Genomic DNA, 21643 nt, shown 5'->3' on the forward strand with positions numbered 1-21643 from the left:
GGCTGCGGGGGCGGAACGCCGACCCTCGTCCCGCCGTCACTCCGTCGCTGTCGCTGCCGCTGCCGCTGCCGCCGCCGCTGCCGCCGCCGCCCGCAGGGCCGCCGCCGCGCCGTGCGCGATCGGGTCGCCGTGCCCGAAGACCGCGGTGGCGGCGTCCAGTCCGGCGAGCCGGTGCAGTGACGCGACGGCCCGGGCGCGGTCGGTGTTGAAGACGCCCAGCATCGTCCGGCCGGCGTTGGCGACCGCGTCGCCGGTGAACAGAACGCCGGGGCCGGGCAGATGGAGCGCGATCGACCCGTCCGTGTGCCCGGGCACCGCCACGACCACCGCCCCGCCGCCGAAGTCCAGCACGTCGCCGTCGTCGACCTCACGGTCCACCCGGCACGGCGGGGCCGGCGGCAGCGGCGGGACGGCCGCCCGGATGGGCACCTCGAACTCCTCCAGCACGGGCGGTGATCCGGCCACCCGCCCCCGGATCACCGGTGCCTCCAGACGGTGCGCCACCACCTCCGCGCCGTGCCGGGCGGCCAGTTCGGCGGCCGCACCCGTATGGTCCTCGTGCCAGTGCGTCAGCACGATCCGCCGCAACCCGCCGTCGAGCACCTTCCCGATCCCCTCCGCGCAGTCCGCGGTCCCGGCGTCGACCAGGGTCAGCCCGCCGTCGTCGTCGCGCCACAAGTAGGCCGCGCCCACCGGGAAACGGAGCATGCGCAGCCTCGGCAGTACCTCGATCACATCCATGCGTCCAGCCTGCACGGCCGCCCCGGCGGGCGCGTCGCCATTCGCCGACGGCTCACCGGGAACTCCGTGCGGCCCCGTAGGGTGGCCGGATGGCGGACGAGCGGAACACGACCGCGGTGGACGCGCTGCGCGCCGCGTACGGGGCGTTCACCGCGGTGCTGGCGGACCTCGGCGAGCGGGAGTCGTGGCAGCCGACCGGCTGCACCGGCTGGGCGGTCCGCGACCTGGTCTTCCACTGCCTCGCCGACGCCCAGCGCGGCCTGGTCGCCCTGCACACCCCGGCTCCCGGACCCGCGGACCGCGACGCCGTGACGTACTGGCAGGGCTGGCAGCCGGGCACCGCCGGCGCGGCGAACGGCCGCCGCTGGGCGCGGGTCAGCGCGAGCATGTTCCTCGACTTCGGCCGGCTGCGCGAGCTGTACGCGCAGACGGCGGCCGCCGCCGTGCACGCGGCCGCGGCGGCCGACCCCGGCGGGCTGGTGGCCACCCAGGGGCACACGCTGACCGCCGCGGACCTCGTCCGCACCCTGGCGATCGAGGCCACCGTCCACCATCTCGACCTCGTCACGGACCTGCCCGGCGCTGCCGGGCCCTCGGCGGCCGGACTGGCCACCACCCGCACCAGCCTCGACGGGTTGCTCGGCCGCCCGGTGCCCGTCGAGTGGACCGACGCGCACTACGCCCGCGCCGCCACCGGCCGTACCCCCCTCACCCCGGCCGAGCGCCGCCTGCTCGGCCCGGACGCGGACCGCTTCCCCCTCTTCGGCTGACGCGGCGCTCCCGCAGTGCCGGGCGTCGGGGTTCCGCGCGGCGGAACTTGACAAAGAATGTTGCCGCAATGGCACATACGGGATATGGCCGAACTGCACGAAGTCCTCGCCGGAGTGGGTCCGCGGCTGCGCAGCCTGCGACACGCCCGCGCCTTCACCCTCGCCCAGCTCGCCGAGACCACCGGCATCTCGCTGAGCACGCTGTCCCGGCTGGAGTCGGGCCGGCGCAAACCCACCCTCGAACTGCTGCTGCCACTGGCGAAGGCGTACGGCGTCCCGCTGGACGAACTCGTCGGCGCGCCCGCCACCGGCGACCCGCGTGTCCACCCGCGGCCCTTCACCCGCCACGGCCAGACCTTCGTGCCGCTCACCCACTACCTCGGCGGCCTGCACGCGTACAAGCAGATCATGCCGGTCCAGCCGGGCGGTCCCGACGTGGACGGCCGCCTGGAGCAGCGCACCCACGAGGGCTACGAGTGGCTGTACGTGCTCTCCGGCCGGCTGCGGCTCGCGCTCGGTGACCGCGACGTGATCCTCACCGCGGGGGAGGCCGCCGAGTTCGACACCCGCACCCCGCACGGGTTCGCCAACGCCGGCGACCGACCGGTGGAGTTCCTCGCCCTGTTCGGGCCGCAGGGCGAACGCGTCCATCTCCGGGCCCGCTCCGTCCCCGACCCGAGCTGATCCGGCCTCCAGCCGAGCCGAGCCGGGCCCGAGCCGACCCGGCCCGGCGGGGCGGCGGCGCCCCCCGGGGCCGGCTCGCGAGCCGGCCCCGGAGAGCGCTCCACCGTTCATCTCGTCCGACCATCACCCGGGACCGGCGCTCACCCCCAACTCGTGATGCCGGCCCCGTACGGGTACAGCGGGTTCCCGTACGTCGTCGGCACGGTCTGGCCCGCGTCGATCTTCGCGCGGATGTCCGCGCGCTCGGCGTCCGTCGCGCCGAGGTCGTACGGCAGGTCCCACGCCTCGTTGGCGTCGGCCTGCGTGTCGCCGCCGCCCGGCTTGAGCACCTGGTCCAGGCTCCTGGGCAACTGCCAGGGCAGGTGCCCGTGCGGTGTGTAGTCCCCGAAGAGCAGGCTCGCCGTCGCCGGACCGACCTCCTCGCCGCCGCGGTAGGTCACCACGATCGCGTCGGCGAGGTCGTTCCAGTCGCTCATCACGATCGGTCGGGGCAGTGTGAGGACGACCACCACCGGGATGCCCTGGTTCTTGAAGTTCCGGATCAGGGCGAGCTGGTCGGCCGGCAGGTACGGCTGGGTGTCCGGCCAGGCGGTGGCGTGGGTGTAGGACGGCTCGCCGACGTCGACGATCGCGAGCTTCGGGTTCGGACCGGTGTCCTGGTAGACGTTGACCCCGGCCGTCGCGGCCCTCTGCTTGATCGCGTCCAGCATGTCCAGCGAGCCGTAGTCCGGGTGGAAGTAGCTCGACCAGATGCAGCACGACGCGCCGTCCGTGGCCCGGTCGCCGGCCACCACCACGTTGTCACCCGCGTCGAGCTTCACCGGCAGCACGCCGTCGTTCTTCAGCAGCGTGTCCGACTCCCGCGACGCCTGGTTCGCCAGCGCCGCATAGCTCGGCTGGTGGAACCGGTAGGGCCCGTTGACCGGGTCGCCGTAGGGGTGGTCGAAGACGCCCAACTCGAACTTCAGCTTCAGGATGCGCCCGACCGCGTCGTCGATCCGGGCCTGCGGCACCTGCTGCTCGAAGCTCGCCATGGTGAAGTCGGCCGCACCCGGGTCGGCGCCGCCCATCACGTCCGAGCCGGCGTTGGCCGCGTTGATCCACGCCGACGACGGCAGCCAGTCGGTGGTGATCAGACCGGTGTAACCCATGTTCTGGCGAAGGTAGTCGAGGATCTTCGCGCTGTCGCCCGCACCCGGGCCGCCCGGGTCGAGATACGAACTGCCCGCGTAGCCCGGCATGATGTTCACCGCGCCCGCGTCCATCGCGGCCTTGAACGGGATCATGTGGTACTTGATCGTCACCGCGTCGTAGACGATCCCCGCCTCACCGCCGGCGCCCTCGCCCGGCCAGTGCTTCACGGTGGCCAGCACCGAGGACGGGTTCAGCTCCGGGCCGCCCTGCAAACCGGCCACCAGCGCCTTGAGTTGGGCCGCGGCCACGTCCGCGTTCTCGCCGCCGCCCTCCTGGATGCGCGGATACAGCACCTTCGTGCCGACCTCCGCCAGCGGCGACAGGGTGCCGCGCGCCCCGACCTCCAGCTCCTCCTCCCGCTGCATGTTCCCCAACCGGTAGTCCAGCGGGTAGTCCTTCCCCGCCGCCAGCGTGCTCTGTAGCGGATACGTCGTCTGGTAGCCCGCGGTGGTGTCGCCGGCCGACACCGGCGGGATGCCCAGCCGGGTGGCCGCCGTCGACATCAGCACGTCGTTCAGGTCGGCGGGCTGCGCCGGGCCGAAGTGCCAGCCCGACATGGGGTACTGCTGCACGTTGTAGAACATCTGGTACGCCTTCTCCTCCAGCGTCATCCGCCCGAGGAGATCGCTCACCCGCGTGTCGACCGGCAGCCGCCAGTCCTCGTACGGCTCGATCGTGCCGTCCTTGTTGAGGTCGCGGGCGCCGTCGACCACGTTGACGCCGTCGTCGGCCCGCTCGACGTCCGGCAGGTAGACGCTGAACCGGCGGATGTCCGAGGTGGTTCTCGCCCCCGACCCGCTCACCGCGACGACGTACCACTTGTACGTCCAGCGGTCGGTGATGTCCCAACTCGGCGTGTAGCCGGTGCCGGTGGGCTCGGCGACCTTCGTGTACAGGTCGAGCAGGCTGCCCGACGCGGTGAAGTCGTAGTCGGTGCGGCTGATGTTGATCCACACCTCGTAGTGCGCCGCGTCCGGGACCGCCGCCCAGGACAGCTGCGGCCTGCGGGTGTTGGTGACCATCGCCTTGTCGGCCGGTGCGGACAGCGCGAACTGGCCGGTGGTGGCAGGGGGTTTGGTCGGACCGGAGAGCATCGGCGGGGTGGACGCCTGGTCGTCCACGGTGCCGTAGACCTGGAACTCCCAGAGGGAGTAGCCGTATCCGGTGGCGCGGGCGGTGCCGACCAGCCGTATGTAGCGGCCGGAACCGGTGAGCGGCAGCTTCTCGATGCCGCCCTTGCCGGAGGTGGTGGTGTAGAGGGGGGTCCACGCGGTGCCGTTGTCCGACACGTCGATGTGGTACCCGGTGCCGTACGCCGACTCCCAGTCGAGCACCACACCGCTGACCGCGGCGGTGCCGCCGAGGTCGACCTGGAGCCACTGGTCGTCGGTGTACAGGCTCGACCAGCGGGTGGTGGTACGGCCGTCGAGCGCCGCCGCGGGCGCGTTGCCGCCCTCGTACGAGGAGGCCGTGACCTGTTTGAACGCCGAGACGACGGTGCCGGGGAAGTCCCCGCCACCCGGGTCCGTGCCACCGCCGGTCGTCCCGCCGTCGCCCCCGCCGCCGGCCGATCCGTAGACCTTGAACTCCCACAGGGAGTAGCCGTACCCGGTGGCGCGGGCGGTGCCGTACATCCGCACGTAGCGGCCGGAACCGTTTACGGCGAGCGTCTGCTCGCCGCCGGTCCCGGTGCTGGTGGAGTAGACGTCGGTCCAGGTCTGCGCGTCGTCGGAGACCTGGATGCGGAACGCCGTGCCGTAGGCCGTCTCCCAGTCGAGGGTGACGGAGCTGATGGTGTCGGTGGCGCCCAGGTCGACCTGGAGCCACTGCGGGTCCGAAGCGGCGCTGGACCAGCGGGTGTTGCCGTCGCCGTCGACCGCCGCGGAGGCCGGGGTGCCGGCGTTCTCGGTGGAGGAGGCGGTGGCCGGGCGGCCCTGGGAGAGCAGGCTGTCGGCGGCGTGTGCGGCGCCGCCGGCGGTGCCGACCAGGCAGCCGGCCGCCAGGGCCGTCGCGGCCATCGCGGCGACGGCTGGTCGGTGCCGGCCGGCACGTCCGAGGAGACGGGAAAGGAAGCGCATGGCAGCTCCACGTGGGGGTGGCCTCGTGCCGCGGCGGCGCCGTCGCTTGGCCGGGCGACGGCACCACGCGGCTGGGGGGATGACTCGGACTCACGGGACCGTGCCCATGCTCGAACACGGTCGGAGAGCGCTCTCCGGGGAGTCTGTGGGAGGGCCCGAACCACTGTCAATACGTCGGGCACGGTAAAGGCACAACCAAAGTACGGCCAAGGTCCGGCAGTGGGACCGGGTGCGACCGGGTGCGGGTGGCGCGCACGCCGGGCACGCCGTGCTGTTGCCGTGGCGTCGCCGGAGCCGGAGCCGGAGCCGGCGCCGTACGGCGGGTGGGCGCCGCCGCACGCCGAAGTCGGGTGCGGGTGGGCCGCGTTCACCGTTCCGCCCGCCGAGCGCGCCGCGCGGCGAGGCCACTTCGGCACCGCAGGACCTGACCGGCCCGCACCGGCCCGGACCTGACCGGTCCGCACCGGTCCGCACCGGCCCGGACCTGACCGGGCCGCACTCGGGTCCCGCGGGTAATCGCGTTGCGCCGCCGGCGGCCGCCGTGGCAGAGTCAAGCCTGCCCGGCGGCCGTTGTGGTCCCGGGTCCTCACACACGGTTGGGAATGAAGTCCATGGCTCCGGCGTCCCGCAGCGGCCGCCGTACGCGCTGAGCGGTCCGCTCCTGCTCCCCGTCGAGCAGCGGCCTCCGTTCGCGCCGCGCGCTTCGCGTGCGGCGGTCCTTCGCCGCGGTGCTTCCCGCACCGCCGGTCGCCCTCGCGCGGGGGACGGCCCGCCCGGCATCTCGCCGGGCCAGGCAGCAACGCGCCCTTCCCGCCGGCACCGCCGATCGCTCGGTCACCGCCATGCGGGAGAGCGCTCCACCGTGTTTGTTTTCGTGAGGTCACATCATCGTGAGCACCAATGTCCAGAACTTCGCCGTCGCCAACCTCCGCCGTCGCCCTGCGGCGATGGAGGTCGGAGGCTTCGTCGTGGGCTTCGACCCCGCCACCTCCAGCCCGTACGTCAACTACGCCACCCCGCTGCCCGGCGCCGAGCCGACCGCGGCGGATGTCGCCGCTCTCGTCAGCGCGTTCCGTGACCGCGGGCTCAAGCCGCGGTTGGAGTTCGCGCCCGACCGCGCACCCGAGGTCGAACCCGCGCTGCGCGCCGCCGGGTTCGGCGTGGAGGCGGTGCACGAGTACCTGGTCTGCGAGCCGGGGGCGCTGAGCATGCCGCCGTCCGCCGGCGGCCTGACCGGGCCCCTCGTGGCGGCCCCGACCACCGAGCAGGAGTACGTGGCGATCGACGCGGCCCTGTCCGAGGCGTTCGAGGGGGAGTTCGCCGCGTCCGCGGAGGGCGTCGCCCGGTTGCGGCGTACCCAGGAGAACGGGGGAGCGGTGCGGTTCGTCAGCGCCCCCGAAGGCGGTTGCGCGGGCGGTGGCTCCTGCTCCGCGCCCGCGGTCGGCACCGCTGAGTTGGCGGGCATCGGCACCCGGCCCGCCTTCCGCCGCCGCGGCATCGGCGCCGCCGTCACCGCCGCGCTGACTGCGGCGATGTTCGAACAGGGCGCCGAATCGGTCTGGTTGGAGTACTCCGGGGACGGCTCCCGCCGGGTCTACGAGCGGCTCGGCTACTCCCCGCAGGGCACGCGGCTCTACATGGCGTTGGAGGCGTAAGCGGGCGGGTTGCGGGAACCGCGCGCGGTGCCGGCTCCGACGGCGCCGCGCGCAGTCCGTACGCAAAGATCGTGAGCCGACGGTTCCCGCACCCGCTTGTGCGGCACGGCGGGCGGCCAGTGCGCCCGGCACCCGGCGGATCGGCATCCTGGTGACGGCGCCGGTCCCGGAGGCGCTCGGGCCGATCGTCCCGGGCTGCACGTTCCCCTTCGTCGTCATCGTGGACATGTCCGCGCAGGCGGGCCTGTTCGGCGGCGGAGGGCCTGGCGACTTCGCGGTCACTTACGGCTTCCAGCGGAACGACCGGCCGATCGTGTACATCACGGTCGTGACCATCGTGGTGATCGTGCGGGCCGGGCAGTTCCTCGGCGACCGGCCGGCCCGGCGTGCGCTGCGCCGCTGGGGCCCGCGGTCGCTGGGCGGACGTTGCCGAGCCGGCGGCCCGGCCTCGCCCGCGGTCGCACGGCACACCTGTGCCCCCTGCCCGGCACGGACAAGGGGCACCGGTGTGCCTTTCGACTACCCCCGGTCCACCGTGAAGCCCGGGTGCAACCTGCGGGTGTGGTCCACCACGCGGGGCGGCCCGGTCAGGGTGCAGACGACGGTGAGCCGCAGGTCCGTACTGGAGGCGCCCAGGCGCAGTTCGAGGGTGCCGGGTTCCACCACGCGGCGGCCGTCGCGGCCGGTGAACGCGGCCAGGTCGGCGGGCACGGTCAGCTCCACGCGCGCGGAGGCACCCGGCGCGAGGCGCAGCCGCCGGTAGCCGACCAGCCGCTGCTGCGGCTGCACCACGGAGGCGACCGGGTCGTGCAGGTAGACCTGGACCGTCTCGGTGCCCTCGCGCCGCCCGGTGTTGCGGACGGTGAAGGAGCAGCGCACCTCCCCGTCGGTGCCGGCCTGGAACTCCGCGACGCGCAGGTCCGTCCACTGGAAGGTGGTGTACGTCAGCCCGTGCCCGAAGGCGTACGCCGGGGTCGGGTCGACGTTGGAGACCTCGCTGGCCCGGCCCAGCCGCGCGGCCAGGTACGTGGTCGGCTGGCTGCCCGGCCGGCTCGGCACGCTCACCGGCAGCCGCCCGGACGGCTCGACCTGCCCGGCGAGCACGGCCGCGACGGCCGCGGTGCCCTCCTCGCCGGGGAAGAACGCCTGCACGATGGCGGCTGCCTCGTCCACCGCGCGGCCGAGCGCGTACGGCCGTCCGGCGAGCAGGGTGAGGACGACCGGGCGGCCGGTGTCCAGGACCGCGTCGAGGAGTTGCTGCTGCACGCCCGGCAGCGCCAGCGACTCCGCGTCGCAGCCCTCGCCGCTGGTGCCCCGGCCGAACAGCCCCGCCCGGTCGCCGAGGGCGAGCACCACCACGTCCGCCTCGGCGGCCGCGCGCACCGCCTCGGCGAACCCGCCGGTGTCCTGGTCGTCCACGCCGCAGCCGGCCGCCGCGATGATCCGGCTGTCGGTGAACTGCGCCGCCAACGCCTCGCGCAGCGTGGGCAGTTCGATGCCGGCCGGCACCTCCGGGTGCTGGACCCCGACGTGCATGGGGAAGGCGTAGCAGCCGAGTACCGCGGTGGGCGTCTCGGCGTTGGGGCCGATGACCGCGATCACGCCCGGCCGGTGGAGCGGCAGGGTGCCGTCGTTGCGCAGCAGCACCACGCTCTCCTCGGCGACCCGGCGGGCGATGTCCCGGTTGGCGGCCGAGTCCAGGTCCACGCTGCCGCGCAGCGCCTCCCGGTACAGCGCGCCCGCGGCCGACACGGAGGAGTCCGGGCCGTTGACGTCGCCGCCGCCGGCGCCGACCGCCGTACCCGTACCCGAATCCGCACCCGCACCCGAATCCGCGCCCGTCTCCGTCTCCGCGCTGTCCTGCGCCGGCGCCCGCCCCGGAGCGGTCACCCCGTCGACGCGCCCGGCCAGCACCTGCGGCACCGGGTCCCATCCCGCGTCCAGCAGCCCCAGTTGGGCCTTCTGCACCAGCACCCGGTGCACCGCCCGGTCCAGCAGCGCCTCCGGCACCCGTCCGCCGGCGACCGCCTTGAGCAGCGGCTCGCCGTACGCCTTGACGGTGGGCAGTTCGACGTCCACGCCCGCCGCGAGCGCCGCGCCGGCCGCCTCCCCGAGGGTGCCCGCCACGCCGTGCAGGGTCTGGAGGAAGGCGACGCCGAAGTAGTCGGCGACGACGGTCCCGGTGAAGCCCCAGGTGTCGCGGAGCAGCCCGGTCAGCAACTGCTCGTCGGCCGCCGACGGGATGCCGTCGGTGTCGGTGTAGGCGTGCATCACCGAGCGGACGCCGCTCTCGCGCACCGCCATCTCGAACGGCGGCAAAATGACGTCGGCGCGTTCCCGGCCGCCCATGCCGACCGGCGCGAGGTTGCGGCCCGCGCGGGAGGCGGAGTAGCCCGCGAAGTGCTTGAGGGTGGCGACGATCCCGGCCGACTCCAGCCCGCGCACGTAGGCGGTGCCGATCGTGCCGACCAGGTACGGGTCCTCGCCGATGGTCTCCTCGACCCGGCCCCAGCGCGGGTCGCGCACCACGTCCAGCACCGGCGCGAGCCCCTGGTGCACGCCGACCGCCCGCATGTCGCGGCCGATCCGCTCGGCCATGGTGCGCACCAGCGCGGGGTCGAAGGTCGCGCCCCAGGCCAGCGGCACCGGGTAGGCGGTGGCGCCCCAGGCGGCGAAGCCCGCGAGGCACTCCTCGTGGGCGAGCGCGGGGATGCCGAACCGGCCCGCGGCCATGATCTTTCGCTGGGTGCGCAGCAGCGACAGCGCGCCGAGCGCCGGGTCGACCGGTGCGGTGCCGAACGGCCGGGTGAGCTGGCCCAGGCCGTGCGGCAGCAGCTCGTCGAGGGCGACCGGTTCCTCCATCTCGTGCTGGTGGGGGGCGACTTCGCCGCCTTCGGCGGAGGCGCCCACCCAGATTCCGTACAGCTGCGCGGCCTTCTCCGGCAGGGTCATCTCGGCGATCAGGGCGTCGGCCCTGGCCGCGGGCGGCAGGGAGGCGTCCCGCCAGCGGGCGACGGGCGCGGGCGTGTCTCCCGGGGCGGTCTCTTTGGGCGCGGTCTGTTCGGGCACGGTCTGTTCGGGCACGGTGTCGGTCACTTTCCTCCGACGCCCATCAGCCCCTGCACCAGGGCACGGCGGGCGAACAGGTAGACGATGAGGATCGGCAGCATCGACAGCACCACCGCGGCCAGCAGGCCGGGGATGTCCACGCCGTGCTCGGTCTGGAAGTCGTACAGGCTCAGGGTGACCACCTTGGAGGAGTCGGACTGGGTCAGCACCAGCGGGAAGAGGAAGCCGTTCCACGCCTGGAGCGCGGAGAAGACCACGATCGTGGACAGCCCGCCCTTGGACAGCGGCAGCACCAGCTGGACGAAGACCCGCCACTGCGGGGCCCCGTCCATCGCCATCGCCTCGTACAGGTCGGGGGTGATGTCGCGCATCACCCCGGTCAGCACCAGGGCGCTCACCGGCAGGCAGAACGCCGCGGTCGGCAGGATCACCCCGGCGAGGTTGTCGTAGAGGCCGGCGCGGTTGATGACGTAGAACATCGGCACGATGACCGCCTGCGCGGGCACCGCGAGGCCGAGCAGGAACAGCCGGAAGACGCCGGTGGTGATCCGGCCGCGGCCGCGCACGATCGCGTACGACAGCGGCGGCACCAGCAGCACCACGATGGCCACCACCGCGGCGGTCACCAGCAGGGTGTGGAAGAAGTACCGGCCGAAGCCGTTGGAGAAGTCCTGCGTGTAGTTGTGCAGCGTGAAGTGCTTCGGGAAGGACAACGGGCCCTGCTGGGCGTAGTCGTCGCGGCTGCGCAGGGTCGCGGCGAGCATGACGTACAGCGGCAGGCCGACCAGGAACAGCCAGACCAGCGAGCCGAGTCCGGCCAGGAAGTTGGGGCGGCTTCTCATCACAGACCCTCCGAGCTGCTGCGCATCCGGTCGTAGCCGGAGACCCGCACCACGACCAGCGAGATGACGGTGGCGACCAGCACCAGGACCAGCGCGATCGCCGCGCCGCCGCCGAAGTCGAAGCTCTTGAAGGCCTGTTCGTACATGTAGTAGGCGCTGATGGTGGTGTCGGTGCCGGGGCCGCCCTGGGTGAGGATCAGTACCGTGTCGAACGTGGTCAGGCCGCCGACCACCATCAGGATCATCGAGGTGATCATGGTGTTGCGCAGTTGCGGCAGCGTGATGTGGAAGAACTGCCGTACGGTGCCCGCGCCGTCGATCGCCGCGGCCTGGTAGAGGACCTGCGGGATGGCGCGGGTCGCGCCCTGGTAGATGAGGGTGTGGAAGGGCGTGTACTGCCAGGCGCCGACGAAGACCAGCACGCCGATCGCGCCGGACTGCATGCCCAGCAGGTTGCCGTTGCCGAACAGCCAGCGGGCCTGCGCGGGCACCCCGAAGTTCGGGTCGAGCAGGGCCCGCCACAGCACGGACACCGCGGTCGCCGACAGCAGCAGCGGGACGAAGAACACCGCCGACAGCACGGCGCGGTTGCGCTGCTTGCCGGCCGCCCACACCCCGAGCAGGATGCTCAGCGGGGTCTGCACGGTGACGCCGAGCACGGTGATCAGGACGCTCAGCCACAGGCTCTGGATCATGGTGTGGTCGTGCAGCAGCGCGCGCCAGTTGTCCAGGCCGGCGAACTCGGGCGCGCCCAGGCCGTCCCAGCTGGTGAAGGAGAGCACCGCCACCAGCACCAGCGGCAGGATGGCGAACAGCGCGAAGAACAAGGTGGCGGGGACCGCCCAGGCAAGGCCCGGGCGGGTCACGGCGGAGCCGGACCGCCGGGCCGGGCGGCGAGCGGGCCGGGTGGCCCGCCCGCCGCGCGCGGCGGGCGGCGCGGTCGAGGTGGTGGTCATGGCGTGGTCCCTGGGTCAGGACGCCGAAAGGCCCTGCATGGCCTTGATGAAGCCGTCGGCGTTGATCTTGCCGTCGAAGAACTCCTGGACGGCGGTGTGGATGGCCGTGGTCTGCGACGGCGGGTACGCCTGGTCCCACGAGAGCTGGAACGAGGGGGCCTGCTTGACCATGTCGAACTGGTACTTCAGGTAGGCCGGGTTGGACGCGCTGTCCAGGAACTTCGGGGTGTTGGTGGTGGTCGGCAGGTTGCCGATGGCCAGGTGCGCCTTCACGAACTCGTCCGAGTATTGGAGCTTGAGGAACTGGGCGACGGCGTCCGGGTACTTGGTCTTCTTCAGCACCGAGTAGAAGTTGTTGGTGTTGCCGACCACGTCGTCGGGGTTGCCCTTGCCGCCCGGCACGCTCGGGAAGGGGCCGTAGCCGAGGTCGTTCTTGGTGAAGTCCGGGTTGGCGTCCTGCTCGGTGGAGTACTCCCACGAGCCCATCAGCTCGAAGCCGGCCTTGCCGGTGGCCAGCAGCGCGGGGGAGCCGCCGTCACTGAACTTCACCGAGTCGTAGTTGCCGCCGAACGCCCCCGCGTCCACGAGCTGCTTGAGCATCGTCAGCGCCTTGCGGCTGTCGGGGGTGTTCCAGACGCTCGTGTCGCCGCCGAGCGCCTTCTCGAACAGGCCGGGGCCGGCGATGCGGTCGTACATGTACTCGAACCACATCTGCGTCGGCCACTGGTCGCCGCCGCCCAGCGCGATCGGTGTCTTGCCCTTGGCCTTGAGCACCTTGACGGCGTTGAGCAGGTCGTCCCAGGTCTTCGGCTCGGACAGGCCCGCGTCGGCGAGCACCTTCTTGTTGTCGAAGAGCAGCACCGGCTGGGTGCCGCGCATCGGGACGCCGTACGGCTTGCCGTCGATGACCGCCGTGTTGAACACCGACGGAAGGAAGTTGGACTTCAGCCCCGGGTCCTTGGCGATGAAGCTGTCCAGCGGCATCAGCAACCCGGCCTTGACGAACGGCTGGATGCTGCCGGCTCCCCAGTTGTAGAAGACGTCGGGGGCCTGCTTGGTGGTGATGATCGTCTGGAGCTTCTGCTGGTAGTCCGCGCCGGGGATGGTGTCCAGCACCGCCTTGACCTTCGACGTCTTGTTGAAGGTGGCGACGATCTGCTTCTCCACCTTGTTCGTCGCGTCGCCGTAGACCAGGACGTGGATGCGGCCGGAGCCGGACCCCGAACTGCTGCCCCCGCATGCCGCCATGGACAGCCCGAGTGCGAGCACCACGCCACCGGCGGCGGCACGAGAGAACCGAGCGCGCTTCATCATGGAGTGCCTTTCGAATGTTTCGGCGGCGATGCCGAAATTTCTGCGCCGCCCAGACGCTAGAGCGCGGCGGGAAAGCCGGTCAACCCTCCGGCCTGCGGTTATCAAAGCGTTACGGTGTGTGGGTCGGGGTGTAACGCCACACAGGTATCGCGGGGTGCGTGGGTCGCGGGGCGGCCGCGGGAGGGGGCGTCGAAAGCTGTAGCCAGCGGGATCGATCGTTTCGGAACCGAAGCGGTTGGAGCGGGCGGCGGCCGATTACGGGAGCGCCGGTGGGTACCCGAAGGGCATGACTTCTGGAGACGACCAGAGAGACCATCAGCGGGGGCGGCGGGACCGACCGGAGTGGCCCGACCCGCACGACCCCCCTGACCCGCTCGCTCCCCGCGGCCCGTACGGCGCCCCCGCCGCACATACGGCGCACCACCCGCACGACCCGCTGCTCACCCCCGACCTTCCCCCCGCCGCCGAAGCCCCGGAGCTGCCGGGCGCGGTACGGACCCGCCCCGAGGACAGCCCGGTCGGCCGGCAGGCGGAACTTCCCCCGCCCTACGGCACACCCGCCTCCGGCGACACCCCGCCCAAGGGCGCGTGACGAACCGCCCGGCGGTGCGCGGGTGCGTACCGCGCGGGCAGGTCACGCGTCAGCCCGCACCACGCGGGCGGATCATGCGACGGCCCGCACCGCGCGGGCGGATCATGCGACGGCCCGCACCGCGCGGGCAGGTCACGCGTCAGCCCGCACCACGCGGGCGGATCATGCGACGGCCCGCACCGCGCGGGCCGTCAGCCCTCTTCCGGGCCGGCGTCCTCGTGCAGGGCGAACCACACCGTCTTGCCCTCGGACTCCGGCTGCACGCTCCACTCGTCGGAGAGCAGGTCGAGCAGGACCAGACCGCGTCCTGAGGAGGACAGTTCGCCCGGCGCGCGCTGATGGGGCAACTCGTCGCCGCGGTCGGTGACCTCGACCTTCAGGGTGCGCCGACCCCGCTCCCCGGTGACCACGGCGACGAGCGCCGCGGACTGGTCGGTGTGCATCAGCACGTTGCCGACCAGCTCCGAGGAGAGCAGCACGGCCGTGTCCACCTGCTCCGGCCGGGCCCAGTCGTGCAGCAGCGACTCCAGTTCGGCGCGGGCCTGCGACAGGCTCTCCGCCCGGCCCTGCTCGATGGTGAGCACCAGGCGCCGCTCCCGCACGTCCGGCCTGGCCAGCCCGGAGTCCCTGCGCACCAGCAGCAGCGCGATGTCGTCCTCGTTGCGCGGCCGGGCGTCCGCGCGGCGCAGGTCCGGCTCGGGCCGGACGCCGCCACCGGGCTGCTGCGGGCCGTTCACCGCCGTGATCAGCCGATCGGCCATGGCCTCCAGGTCCGCGCTCGGCCCCGGCGACATCGCGTCGCGCACCCGCACCCACCCGCTGTACATGTCGTGCCCGCCGGTCTCGATCAGGCCGTCCGTGCAGAGCATCAGGACTTCCTGGTCGTGCAGCTCCATGAGCGTCACCGGGTAGTCGTCGTCGCCGGGCATCAGGCCGAGCGGCAGGCCGCCGGGGATGTGCTTGAGCATGCAGGTGCCGTCCGGCATCCGCAGCACCGGGTGCGGGTGCCCGGCGCGGGCGAGGTGGAGCAACCCGGTGTCGGGGTCGGCCTCGATGTAGATGCAGGTCGCGAAGCGGTCCTCGTCCAGCGCGGTGAGGAACCGGGAGGCGCGCGCGAGCACCGCGTCCGGGCCGTGCCCCTCGGCGGCATAGGCGTGGACAGCGGTGCGCAGTTGGGTCATCAGGCTCGCCGCGTGCACGTCGTGGCCCTGCACGTCGCCGATGACCAGGGCGAGCCGGCCGCTGGGCAGTTCGATGCTGTCGAACCAGTCGCCCCCCACCATCAGCCCGCCGCCGGTCGGCACGTAGCGGGTGGCCACGCTCAGCCCCTTGATCGCCGGCCCGGCCCGGCCCATGCTGCTGCGCAGGCCGCGGGAGAGCGCGAGTTCGGCCTCCCCGGTGCGGGTGCGCTCCAGGGCCCGCGCCAGCAGCCGCGCGGTCACCGTGAGCAGCGTCCGCTCGTCCTCGGTGAACGCCACCGGCGAGCGGAACGCCGCCAGCCACACCCCGCTCAGCCGCCCCGAGCTCATCAGCGGCAGGAACGCCCACGAGCTGCGGCCCTTCGGCGCGGTCAGCGGGTAGGTGACGGGGAAGCGGCGCCGGTACTCGTCGGCCGTGGCCAGGAACACCGGGCGGCCGGTGCGGACCACCTCGGTGGCCGGGTAGCCCGTCGACACCGGCATGCGGAAGATCCGCTCGGGGCCGGTCGCCCGGAAGCCGAGCGTGGCGAGCTTGGTGAGGAAGTCGCCGTTGATGCCGAAGACGGCCTGGCCGTCGAGGGGGAAGTCGGGCGCGTGCAGGGCGGTGAGGGCCTTGAGCGCCTCGTCCAGGGAGCCGGCGTCGGCGACGGTGGAGCCGGCGTCGACGAGGAGGGCGTCGCGGTGGCGGGAGCGGGCGCTGGGGGAGCCGGAGATTCCGGGGGAGCCGGCGGCCGTGGGGCGGGCGGAGTGTCCCACGGAATCGTCGGGGGAGTCTACGGGGGCGGGGCCTTCGGCGGCGCCCTCTTCGGCGGCGTCCTCCGCGCGGTCGCGCGGGCCGGGGCGCTCGGACCCGCTCGCCGGTACGGACTCGATCAGGGGTGCGTCCGGCGCGGGCGGGTCGGGGGAAGGCCCGGCGCCGTCGGGTGCCTCGGGCTCCTGCTCGTCGGGCCCCGCGGGACCCGTGCGCAACCGGTTGAGCGCGTCGATCTGCCGGAGTTCGGCGTCCTCGTCGCGGTCCTGAGCCGGCCTGTCCGGTTCACCGCCCATCCGCGCCCTTTCGCTCGTGTTCGCTCCTGCCGGGTGCGCGCCGCTCGCCGGCCATGGCCGCACTTTTCGGTAGGTTTGATCCCGATCGTACGCTTACGTCCCATGCTCTGACGGGACCGCGCTCCCCGCACCCGCGCCGCACCGCAGGGCGGCGGCCCGCTGCCGGGGGCGCGTCCCGCGGGGAGCGCGCCCGCGACGCACGTCCACGCGCCGCTGTCCCGACCGGGCGTGACCGGCGTTGACTGGGAGTAATGGCCGCCATCCTGGAGTGCACCCATGACAGTCCCGCCGTCCGGGGCGCGCCCGGCGCCCGTCGTGTTCGCCGCCCCCTTCACCGACCGCTCGGCCTGGGCGGTCGGCCGCACCTCCGCCTACCCGCCCGACGGCCGCAACCCCGGTGACAACAAGCTCGACCAGATCGGCCCCTCCTACGGCCCCACCGTCGCCGGCGTCTTCCGGGCCCGCGCGGCCGGCGCCGGGCTCTGGCACACCGACCTGGTCTCCACGGAGTACGCCCCCGGCGGCTTCGAACTGCTGCCCGGTGACGAGCTCTCCGCGACCTGCGTCGTGGACGACACGCCGGGCGCCTGGCCCGCGCTGTGGACGTGGGGGCGCGACCTGTCCACCGGCCGTTCGCAGCCCGGCCATGGCGAGGTCGACGCCTTCGAGTACCACTCCACCAATCCGCACCTGCTCGAACTGACCAACCACGTCGGCGGCGCCGGGGACTACGCCGACGGCGTCGTCACCCCCGGCCGCCCCTTCCGGCTGGACGTCCTCCTCGGCGCCGGCAGCGTGCGCTGGCAGGTCGACGGCCGGACGGTCTACGACGACGGGAAGGGCGTCGGCACCCGGTGGCGTGCCTGGCTGGTGGTCTGCATCAGCGTCTCCGCGGGCGCGTACGGGCACCCGGCGCCCGGCCCCGGGGTGCGCGAACTGAGCTGGCAGTGCACCGACCTGGAGGTCCGCCGCCCGGGCGGCGGCCGGGGCTGAGCGCAGCGGTCCGGCCCGCATCCGCCAACCCGGCTTTGGTCCAGACCTATTGACGGGTGGTCGAGACCACTTTACGATCCGGGCCACCACGTGATGCCCATGCGTCACACCGGTATCTCCACCTCACTCCGAAGCCCGGGCCGTCACGGCCGCCCCCCACCGGCTCGGTGACCCGCGGTCCGCGGCGAGAGAAGGAGCACACATGCCCGCTACCCACGGCCGCCGGCTGCGCCTGCTCGGCGCCGGCCTCGCGGCGGCCTGCCTGGCGCAGCTGCCGCTCGCGGCGGCGACGCACGCCAGCAGCCCGACCTCGACCCCGACCCGCACCGCCACCGTCAGCACGGCCGCCGCGAAGGCCGCCACCGAAAGGGCCGCCGCCACAGTCGCCACGGCCGCCAGGACCGCCACCGCCGCTTCCCCGTCGACGCGCGCCGCCGCCGCGCCCGCCGACGACACCTGCGCCACCAAGCCCAAGCCCGCGGGCAAGGTCCTCCAGGGATACTGGGAGAACTGGGATGGCGCCGCCAACGGCGTCCACCCCGGCATGGGCTGGATACCGATCACCGACAGCCGTATCGCCCAGCACGGCTACAACGTGATCAACGCGGCCTTCCCGGTCATCGACTCCGACGGCACCGTGCTGTGGCAGGACGGCATGGACACCGGCGTCAAGGTGCCCACGCCCGCCGAGATGTGCCAGGCCAAGGCGGCCGGCGCGACCATCCTGATGTCGATCGGCGGCGCCGCCGCGGGCATCGACCTCAGTTCCAGCGCGGTCGCGGACCGCTTCGTCGCCACCGTGGTGCCGATCCTGAAGGAGTACAACTTCGACGGCATCGACATCGACATCGAGACCGGCCTGACCAACAGCGGCAACATCGGCACCCTCTCCACCTCGCAGGCGAACCTGGAGCGCATCATCGACGGCGTGCTCTCCCAGATGCCGGCCGGCTTCGGCCTGACCATGGCGCCCGAGACCGCCTACGTCACCGGCGGCAGCATCACCTACGGCTCCATCTGGGGCGCCTACCTGCCGATCGTGAAGAAGTACGCCGACAACGGCCAGCTGTGGTGGCTCAACATGCAGTACTACAACGGCAGCATGTACGGCTGTTCCGGCGACTCCTACGAGGCCGGCACGGTCGCGGGCTTCACCGCGCAGACCACCTGCCTCAACAACGGTCTGACCGTCCAGGGCACCACCATCAAGGTCCCCTACGACAAGCAGGTGCCCGGCCTGCCCGCGCAACCCGGCGCGGGCGGCGGCTACATGGCGCCGGACCTGGTCGGGCAGGCGTGGAACTCCTACGGCGGGGCGCTCAAGGGCCTGATGACCTGGTCGCTGAACTGGGACGGCTCGCAGGGGTGGACCTTCGGGGACAACGTGAAGTCGCTCCAGGGCCGCTGAACGAGGACCGCCCGGACCCCCGCTCCCGGGTCGGAGCGGCGGTCCGGGCGGTGTGTCGGTGCCGCCCTGTAGCGTGAACGCGCGCCGACCCGCGCACCCAGTGCCGACCCCGGAAGGACGGACCGATGGCGACCAGCGCACGCGACGGCCACGGCGACGACGACGGTGCGGACGCCTCCGCGGCCCCGGCGCCGTATCCGCCGGTGGAGCCGGACGCGATCGCCGAGCTGGCCCTCGAACTGCCCGAGACCACCGAGGAGAACCCGTTCGGCCCCGGCGTGGACGTCTACAAGGTCGCGGGCAAGGTCTTCGCGATCCTCAGCCCCGACGCCGACCCGCCGTCCGTCTCCCTCAAGTGCGACCCGGCGCTCTCCTTGCACCTGCGGGACCACTACGCGGCCGTCACCCCCGGCTACCACCTGAACAAGAAGCACTGGAACACCGTGGCGCTCGACGGCACCATCCCCCCGGACGAGATCGACGACCTCGTCGCGCACTCCTACTCCCGCGTCGTGGCCGGCCTGCCCAAGGCCACCCGTGACCGCCTCACGCTCCTCACCCCCGCCGTGACACCGCTCGTCCCCTGAGTCGCGCGGGAGTTGACCGTAAAGACCCCCCTGGGGCAGGAGCACGCCCGTGCGGCGCATGAAACCGGTGCGGCCCGGCCATCATGTAAAGGTGGCCGGGCGATGTGCAATTGCACGTGCGGCCGAATTCGATCACCCCCACTGCGAGGAGGAGAACGATGACCGGTCGGGACGAAGGCGCGAAGCGCCAGGTTGCTCCGCGGCCTCGGCCGAACATGGCCGAAACCGTGGTGAGTTGGCGAAAAAGTTCATACAGCAACCATGAGAGCAACTGCGTCGAGGTAGCGGAACTCGACCAGGAAACGGTCGGAATCCGCGACTCGAAGGACAGGAACGGTCCGATTCTGACCTTCAGCCGCAGTGCGGTACGCGCGTTCGTGGCAGGTACCGCCCGTGGCGAGTTCGCCGTCGAGTAGCGAGATCCAGCCAGATGTGACGTCGGGCCCTCCGCATTGTGAGCGCTACGGCACGATAGGTGACCCATACGGGGTGCCTGGCCCCGAGAAGGAGACCGACCGTGCCAGCTCAACCGTCTCGCAGTCCGCGTGGGGCCCGCAACGTCCACGACCTGTCCGGTCGGGCGCCGACCGCGCAACGGATGATCTTCGGTGAGACGCTGAGGCAGCGCCGGCAGGCGCTCGGCCTCACCGCCGAGGACGTCGTGCGACAGATCGGCCACTCCGCGTCCAAGATCAGCCGGATGGAGAACGGCCGGCACGACTTCAAGGAGGCCGACCTCCACCGCCTCCTGGACGTCTACGGCGTGCGGGACGAGTCCGAGCGCGACCTGCTGCTCGACCTCGCCCGCGCCGCCAACGAGCGTGGCTGGTGGGACGCGTGGAGCGACGTCTCCACCAAGACCCTCCAGACCCTGGTCAGCCTGGAGGACATGGCCCAGCGCATCCGCAGCTACGAGATCGCCCAACTTCCGGGCCTGGTGCAGACCGCCGAGTACACCCGCGCCCTGATCCGGGCCAACTCGCCCGGCAAGAGCGAGCAGGACATCGACCGGATCATCGAGCTGCGCGCGATGCGGCAGCAGCGGCTGATGCGCTCGCCCGGCAAGAAGCTGCTGTGCGTGCTGGACGAGGTCACCCTGGTCCGCCCGTACGGCTCCCGCGAGGGCATGCGCCGCCAGCTCGAACACCTGATATCCCTGGCCGACGACCCCGACATCGGCTTCAACCTGGTGGAGTTGAACCGGCCCAACCTGCCGGTGCAGGTCGGTACCACCACGATCTTCGACTTCGCCGACGGCCAACTCCCCGACATCGTCTACATCGAGCGCTCCGGCGGCGGCCTCTACCTCCAGGAGGAGCACGAGGTCGACGAGCACGTCAAGGGCTTCGATCGGCTGATGATCGCCTCGCTCGGCCAGCGCGCGACCGTCCGCCGCATCCAGGACCACATCAAGAAGTTCCGCTGACGAGCGAACGCTGGAGAGACGGCCGGAACGAAGGCCGGAACGAGAGCGCAGGCGGACGGAACGCGTCGAGCGCCAAGGACCTTGGGAGCCAAGGACTTTGGGAGCCAAGGTCCTTGGCGCTCGACGTGTCTCGGCCGGTGCGGTCGCGGTCAGCTCTTGCGGGCCACGCCCGCGTACAGCGACGACTGCGCGTTGGTGACCAGCGAGGGGCCCTCGCCTGCCTCCGGGCGCCACTGGTGGGCGACCTCCACGCCGGGCTCCACGAGCTCCAGACCGTTGAAGAACCGTTCCACCTCGGACTTGGTGCGGACCTGAAGCGGGGTGCCGCCCTGGGTGTAGATGTCCGTGATCGTCGCCCAGGCGTCGGGGTCGAAGTCCGGGGTGCAGTGCGACAGGGCCAGGTACGAGCCCGGCGCGAGCCGGCCGACCAGGGCCTCCACCACGCCGTACGCGTCCCGCGCGTCGGGCACGAAGTGCAGCACCGCGTTGAGGCTCAGGCCGATCGGCTCCGAGAAGTCCACGCACTGGGCCGCCTCCACCGCGGCGAGCAGCGCCGTCGGGTCGGTGACGTCGGCCTCGACGTACTCGGTGGCGCCCTCGGGCGAACTGCTCAGCAGGTTGTCGGCGTAGACCAGCACGATCGGGTCGTTGTCCGCGTAGACGATCCGGGCCTGCGGGACCTCGCGCTGCACGACCTCGTGCAGGTTCGGCTGGGTGGGTATGCCGGTGCCGATGTCGAGGAACTGGCGTATGCCGCGCTCGCGGGCGAGGAACCGGGCCGAGCGGTGCACGAAGGAGCGGTTGACCCGGGCGACGGTCCTGATCGAGGGGAACCGGCGGATCACGTCCTCGGCGGCGGTCCGGTCCACCGCGTAGTTGGTCTTGCCGCCCAGGTAGTAGTCGTACATCCGCGCGCTGTGCGGGAGGTCCTGCCGTAACCGGTCGGAAAGGTCGGTCTCCTCGGCGAATGTCGCTTCTTCCTCGGCCACGCGCGGCCTCCATCCTTCGCTTCGCTACCACTCTCATCGGGCCGGGCGGCCCTGCCGACGTCGTCGCCGGCCCGTCGAGCCCCTTGCGGCTCCGTGGTA

Annotated in this window: 17 protein-coding genes; 9 read left to right on the forward strand and 8 right to left on the reverse strand. The window is 72.6% G+C overall.

What is annotated here, in order from left to right:
* Positions 1-36: 36 nt before the first annotated feature.
* Positions 37-741, reverse strand: coding sequence for an MBL fold metallo-hydrolase (locus OG896_RS35700; protein ID WP_329372047.1), 705 nt, complete (start codon positions 739-741; stop codon positions 37-39).
* 89 nt (positions 742-830) lie between these two features.
* Between OG896_RS35700 and OG896_RS35705 the strand changes: the two genes are divergently transcribed.
* Positions 831-1511 carry a maleylpyruvate isomerase N-terminal domain-containing protein gene (locus tag OG896_RS35705; protein ID WP_329372049.1) on the forward strand — a complete coding sequence of 227 codons (681 nt, stop codon included), beginning with the start codon at positions 831-833 and terminating at the stop codon, positions 1509-1511.
* A gap of 84 nt (positions 1512-1595) precedes the next feature.
* Positions 1596-2195, forward strand: a complete 600-nt coding sequence (locus tag OG896_RS35710) for a helix-turn-helix domain-containing protein (RefSeq protein WP_329372050.1) — start codon at positions 1596-1598, stop codon at positions 2193-2195.
* Between the two features lie 140 nt (positions 2196-2335).
* Here the strand turns inward: OG896_RS35710 and OG896_RS35715 are convergent, their stop codons facing one another.
* Positions 2336-5467 carry a discoidin domain-containing protein gene (locus tag OG896_RS35715; RefSeq protein ID WP_329372051.1) on the reverse strand — a complete coding sequence of 1044 codons (3132 nt, stop codon included), beginning with the start codon at positions 5465-5467 and terminating at the stop codon, positions 2336-2338.
* A gap of 890 nt (positions 5468-6357) precedes the next feature.
* Between OG896_RS35715 and OG896_RS35720 the strand changes: the two genes are divergently transcribed.
* The gene (locus OG896_RS35720) at positions 6358-7122 is read left to right on the forward strand and encodes a GNAT family N-acetyltransferase (RefSeq protein ID WP_329372052.1); all 765 of its coding nucleotides are present in this window, start codon (positions 6358-6360) and stop codon (positions 7120-7122) included.
* Positions 7123-7641: 519 nt separating this feature from the next.
* On the opposite strand, the gene OG896_RS35725 is transcribed toward OG896_RS35720, so the two are convergent.
* Genes OG896_RS35725 through OG896_RS35740 form a run of 4 tightly spaced genes read right to left on the reverse strand, consistent with a single transcriptional unit; the run spans position 7642 to position 13303 of the window.
* Positions 7642-10218, reverse strand: coding sequence for a beta-glucosidase (locus OG896_RS35725; protein ID WP_443057201.1), 2577 nt, complete (start codon positions 10216-10218; stop codon positions 7642-7644).
* Positions 10215-11033 carry a carbohydrate ABC transporter permease gene (locus OG896_RS35730; protein ID WP_329372054.1) on the reverse strand — a complete coding sequence of 273 codons (819 nt, stop codon included), beginning with the start codon at positions 11031-11033 and terminating at the stop codon, positions 10215-10217. Before OG896_RS35730 ends, OG896_RS35725 begins: the two co-directional genes overlap by 4 nt.
* The gene (locus tag OG896_RS35735) at positions 11033-11989 is read right to left on the reverse strand and encodes a carbohydrate ABC transporter permease (RefSeq protein ID WP_329372056.1); all 957 of its coding nucleotides are present in this window, start codon (positions 11987-11989) and stop codon (positions 11033-11035) included. The genes OG896_RS35730 and OG896_RS35735 overlap by 1 nt, the downstream gene beginning before the upstream one ends.
* 15 nt (positions 11990-12004) lie before the next feature.
* On the reverse strand, positions 12005-13303 hold the full coding sequence (locus OG896_RS35740; RefSeq protein ID WP_329372058.1) for an ABC transporter substrate-binding protein: 1299 nt from the start codon (positions 13301-13303) through the stop codon (positions 12005-12007).
* Between the two features lie 286 nt (positions 13304-13589).
* On the opposite strand from OG896_RS35740, the gene OG896_RS35745 reads away from it, so the two are divergent.
* Positions 13590-13895: a hypothetical protein gene (locus OG896_RS35745; protein ID WP_328461017.1), complete on the forward strand. Its 306-nt coding sequence runs from the start codon at positions 13590-13592 to the stop codon at positions 13893-13895.
* 191 nt (positions 13896-14086) lie between these two features.
* Here the strand turns inward: OG896_RS35745 and OG896_RS35750 are convergent, their stop codons facing one another.
* Positions 14087-16141: an ATP-binding SpoIIE family protein phosphatase gene (locus tag OG896_RS35750; protein ID WP_329372061.1), complete on the reverse strand. Its 2055-nt coding sequence runs from the start codon at positions 16139-16141 to the stop codon at positions 14087-14089.
* Positions 16142-16417: 276 nt separating this feature from the next.
* Here OG896_RS35750 and OG896_RS35755 point away from each other — a divergent pair, with 276 nt between their 5' ends.
* The 5 genes from OG896_RS35755 (at position 16418) to OG896_RS35775 (ending at position 20555) form a co-directional block, all read left to right on the forward strand.
* On the forward strand, positions 16418-17134 hold the full coding sequence (locus OG896_RS35755; protein WP_329372063.1) for a beta-glucanase: 717 nt from the start codon (positions 16418-16420) through the stop codon (positions 17132-17134).
* 202 nt (positions 17135-17336) lie between these two features.
* Positions 17337-18542, forward strand: a complete 1206-nt coding sequence (locus OG896_RS35760; protein ID WP_329372065.1) for a chitinase — start codon at positions 17337-17339, stop codon at positions 18540-18542.
* A gap of 125 nt (positions 18543-18667) precedes the next feature.
* Positions 18668-19129, forward strand: coding sequence for an MmcQ/YjbR family DNA-binding protein (locus tag OG896_RS35765; RefSeq protein ID WP_329372067.1), 462 nt, complete (start codon positions 18668-18670; stop codon positions 19127-19129).
* Between the two features lie 158 nt (positions 19130-19287).
* A complete protein-coding gene (locus tag OG896_RS35770) occupies positions 19288-19545 on the forward strand; it encodes a DUF397 domain-containing protein (protein ID WP_329372069.1) in 258 nt (85 codons plus the stop codon).
* Positions 19546-19646: 101 nt separating this feature from the next.
* Positions 19647-20555, forward strand: coding sequence for a helix-turn-helix domain-containing protein (locus OG896_RS35775; RefSeq protein ID WP_329372071.1), 909 nt, complete (start codon positions 19647-19649; stop codon positions 20553-20555).
* Between the two features lie 149 nt (positions 20556-20704).
* Here the strand turns inward: OG896_RS35775 and OG896_RS35780 are convergent, their stop codons facing one another.
* Positions 20705-21544 (reverse strand): SAM-dependent methyltransferase, encoded by an 840-nt coding sequence (locus OG896_RS35780; protein WP_329372073.1) that lies wholly within the window; start codon positions 21542-21544, stop codon positions 20705-20707.
* Positions 21545-21643 lie beyond the last annotated feature (99 nt).

The organism is Streptomyces sp. NBC_00669 (assembly GCF_036226785.1).
Taxonomy (GTDB): Bacteria; Actinomycetota; Actinomycetes; order Streptomycetales; family Streptomycetaceae; genus Actinacidiphila.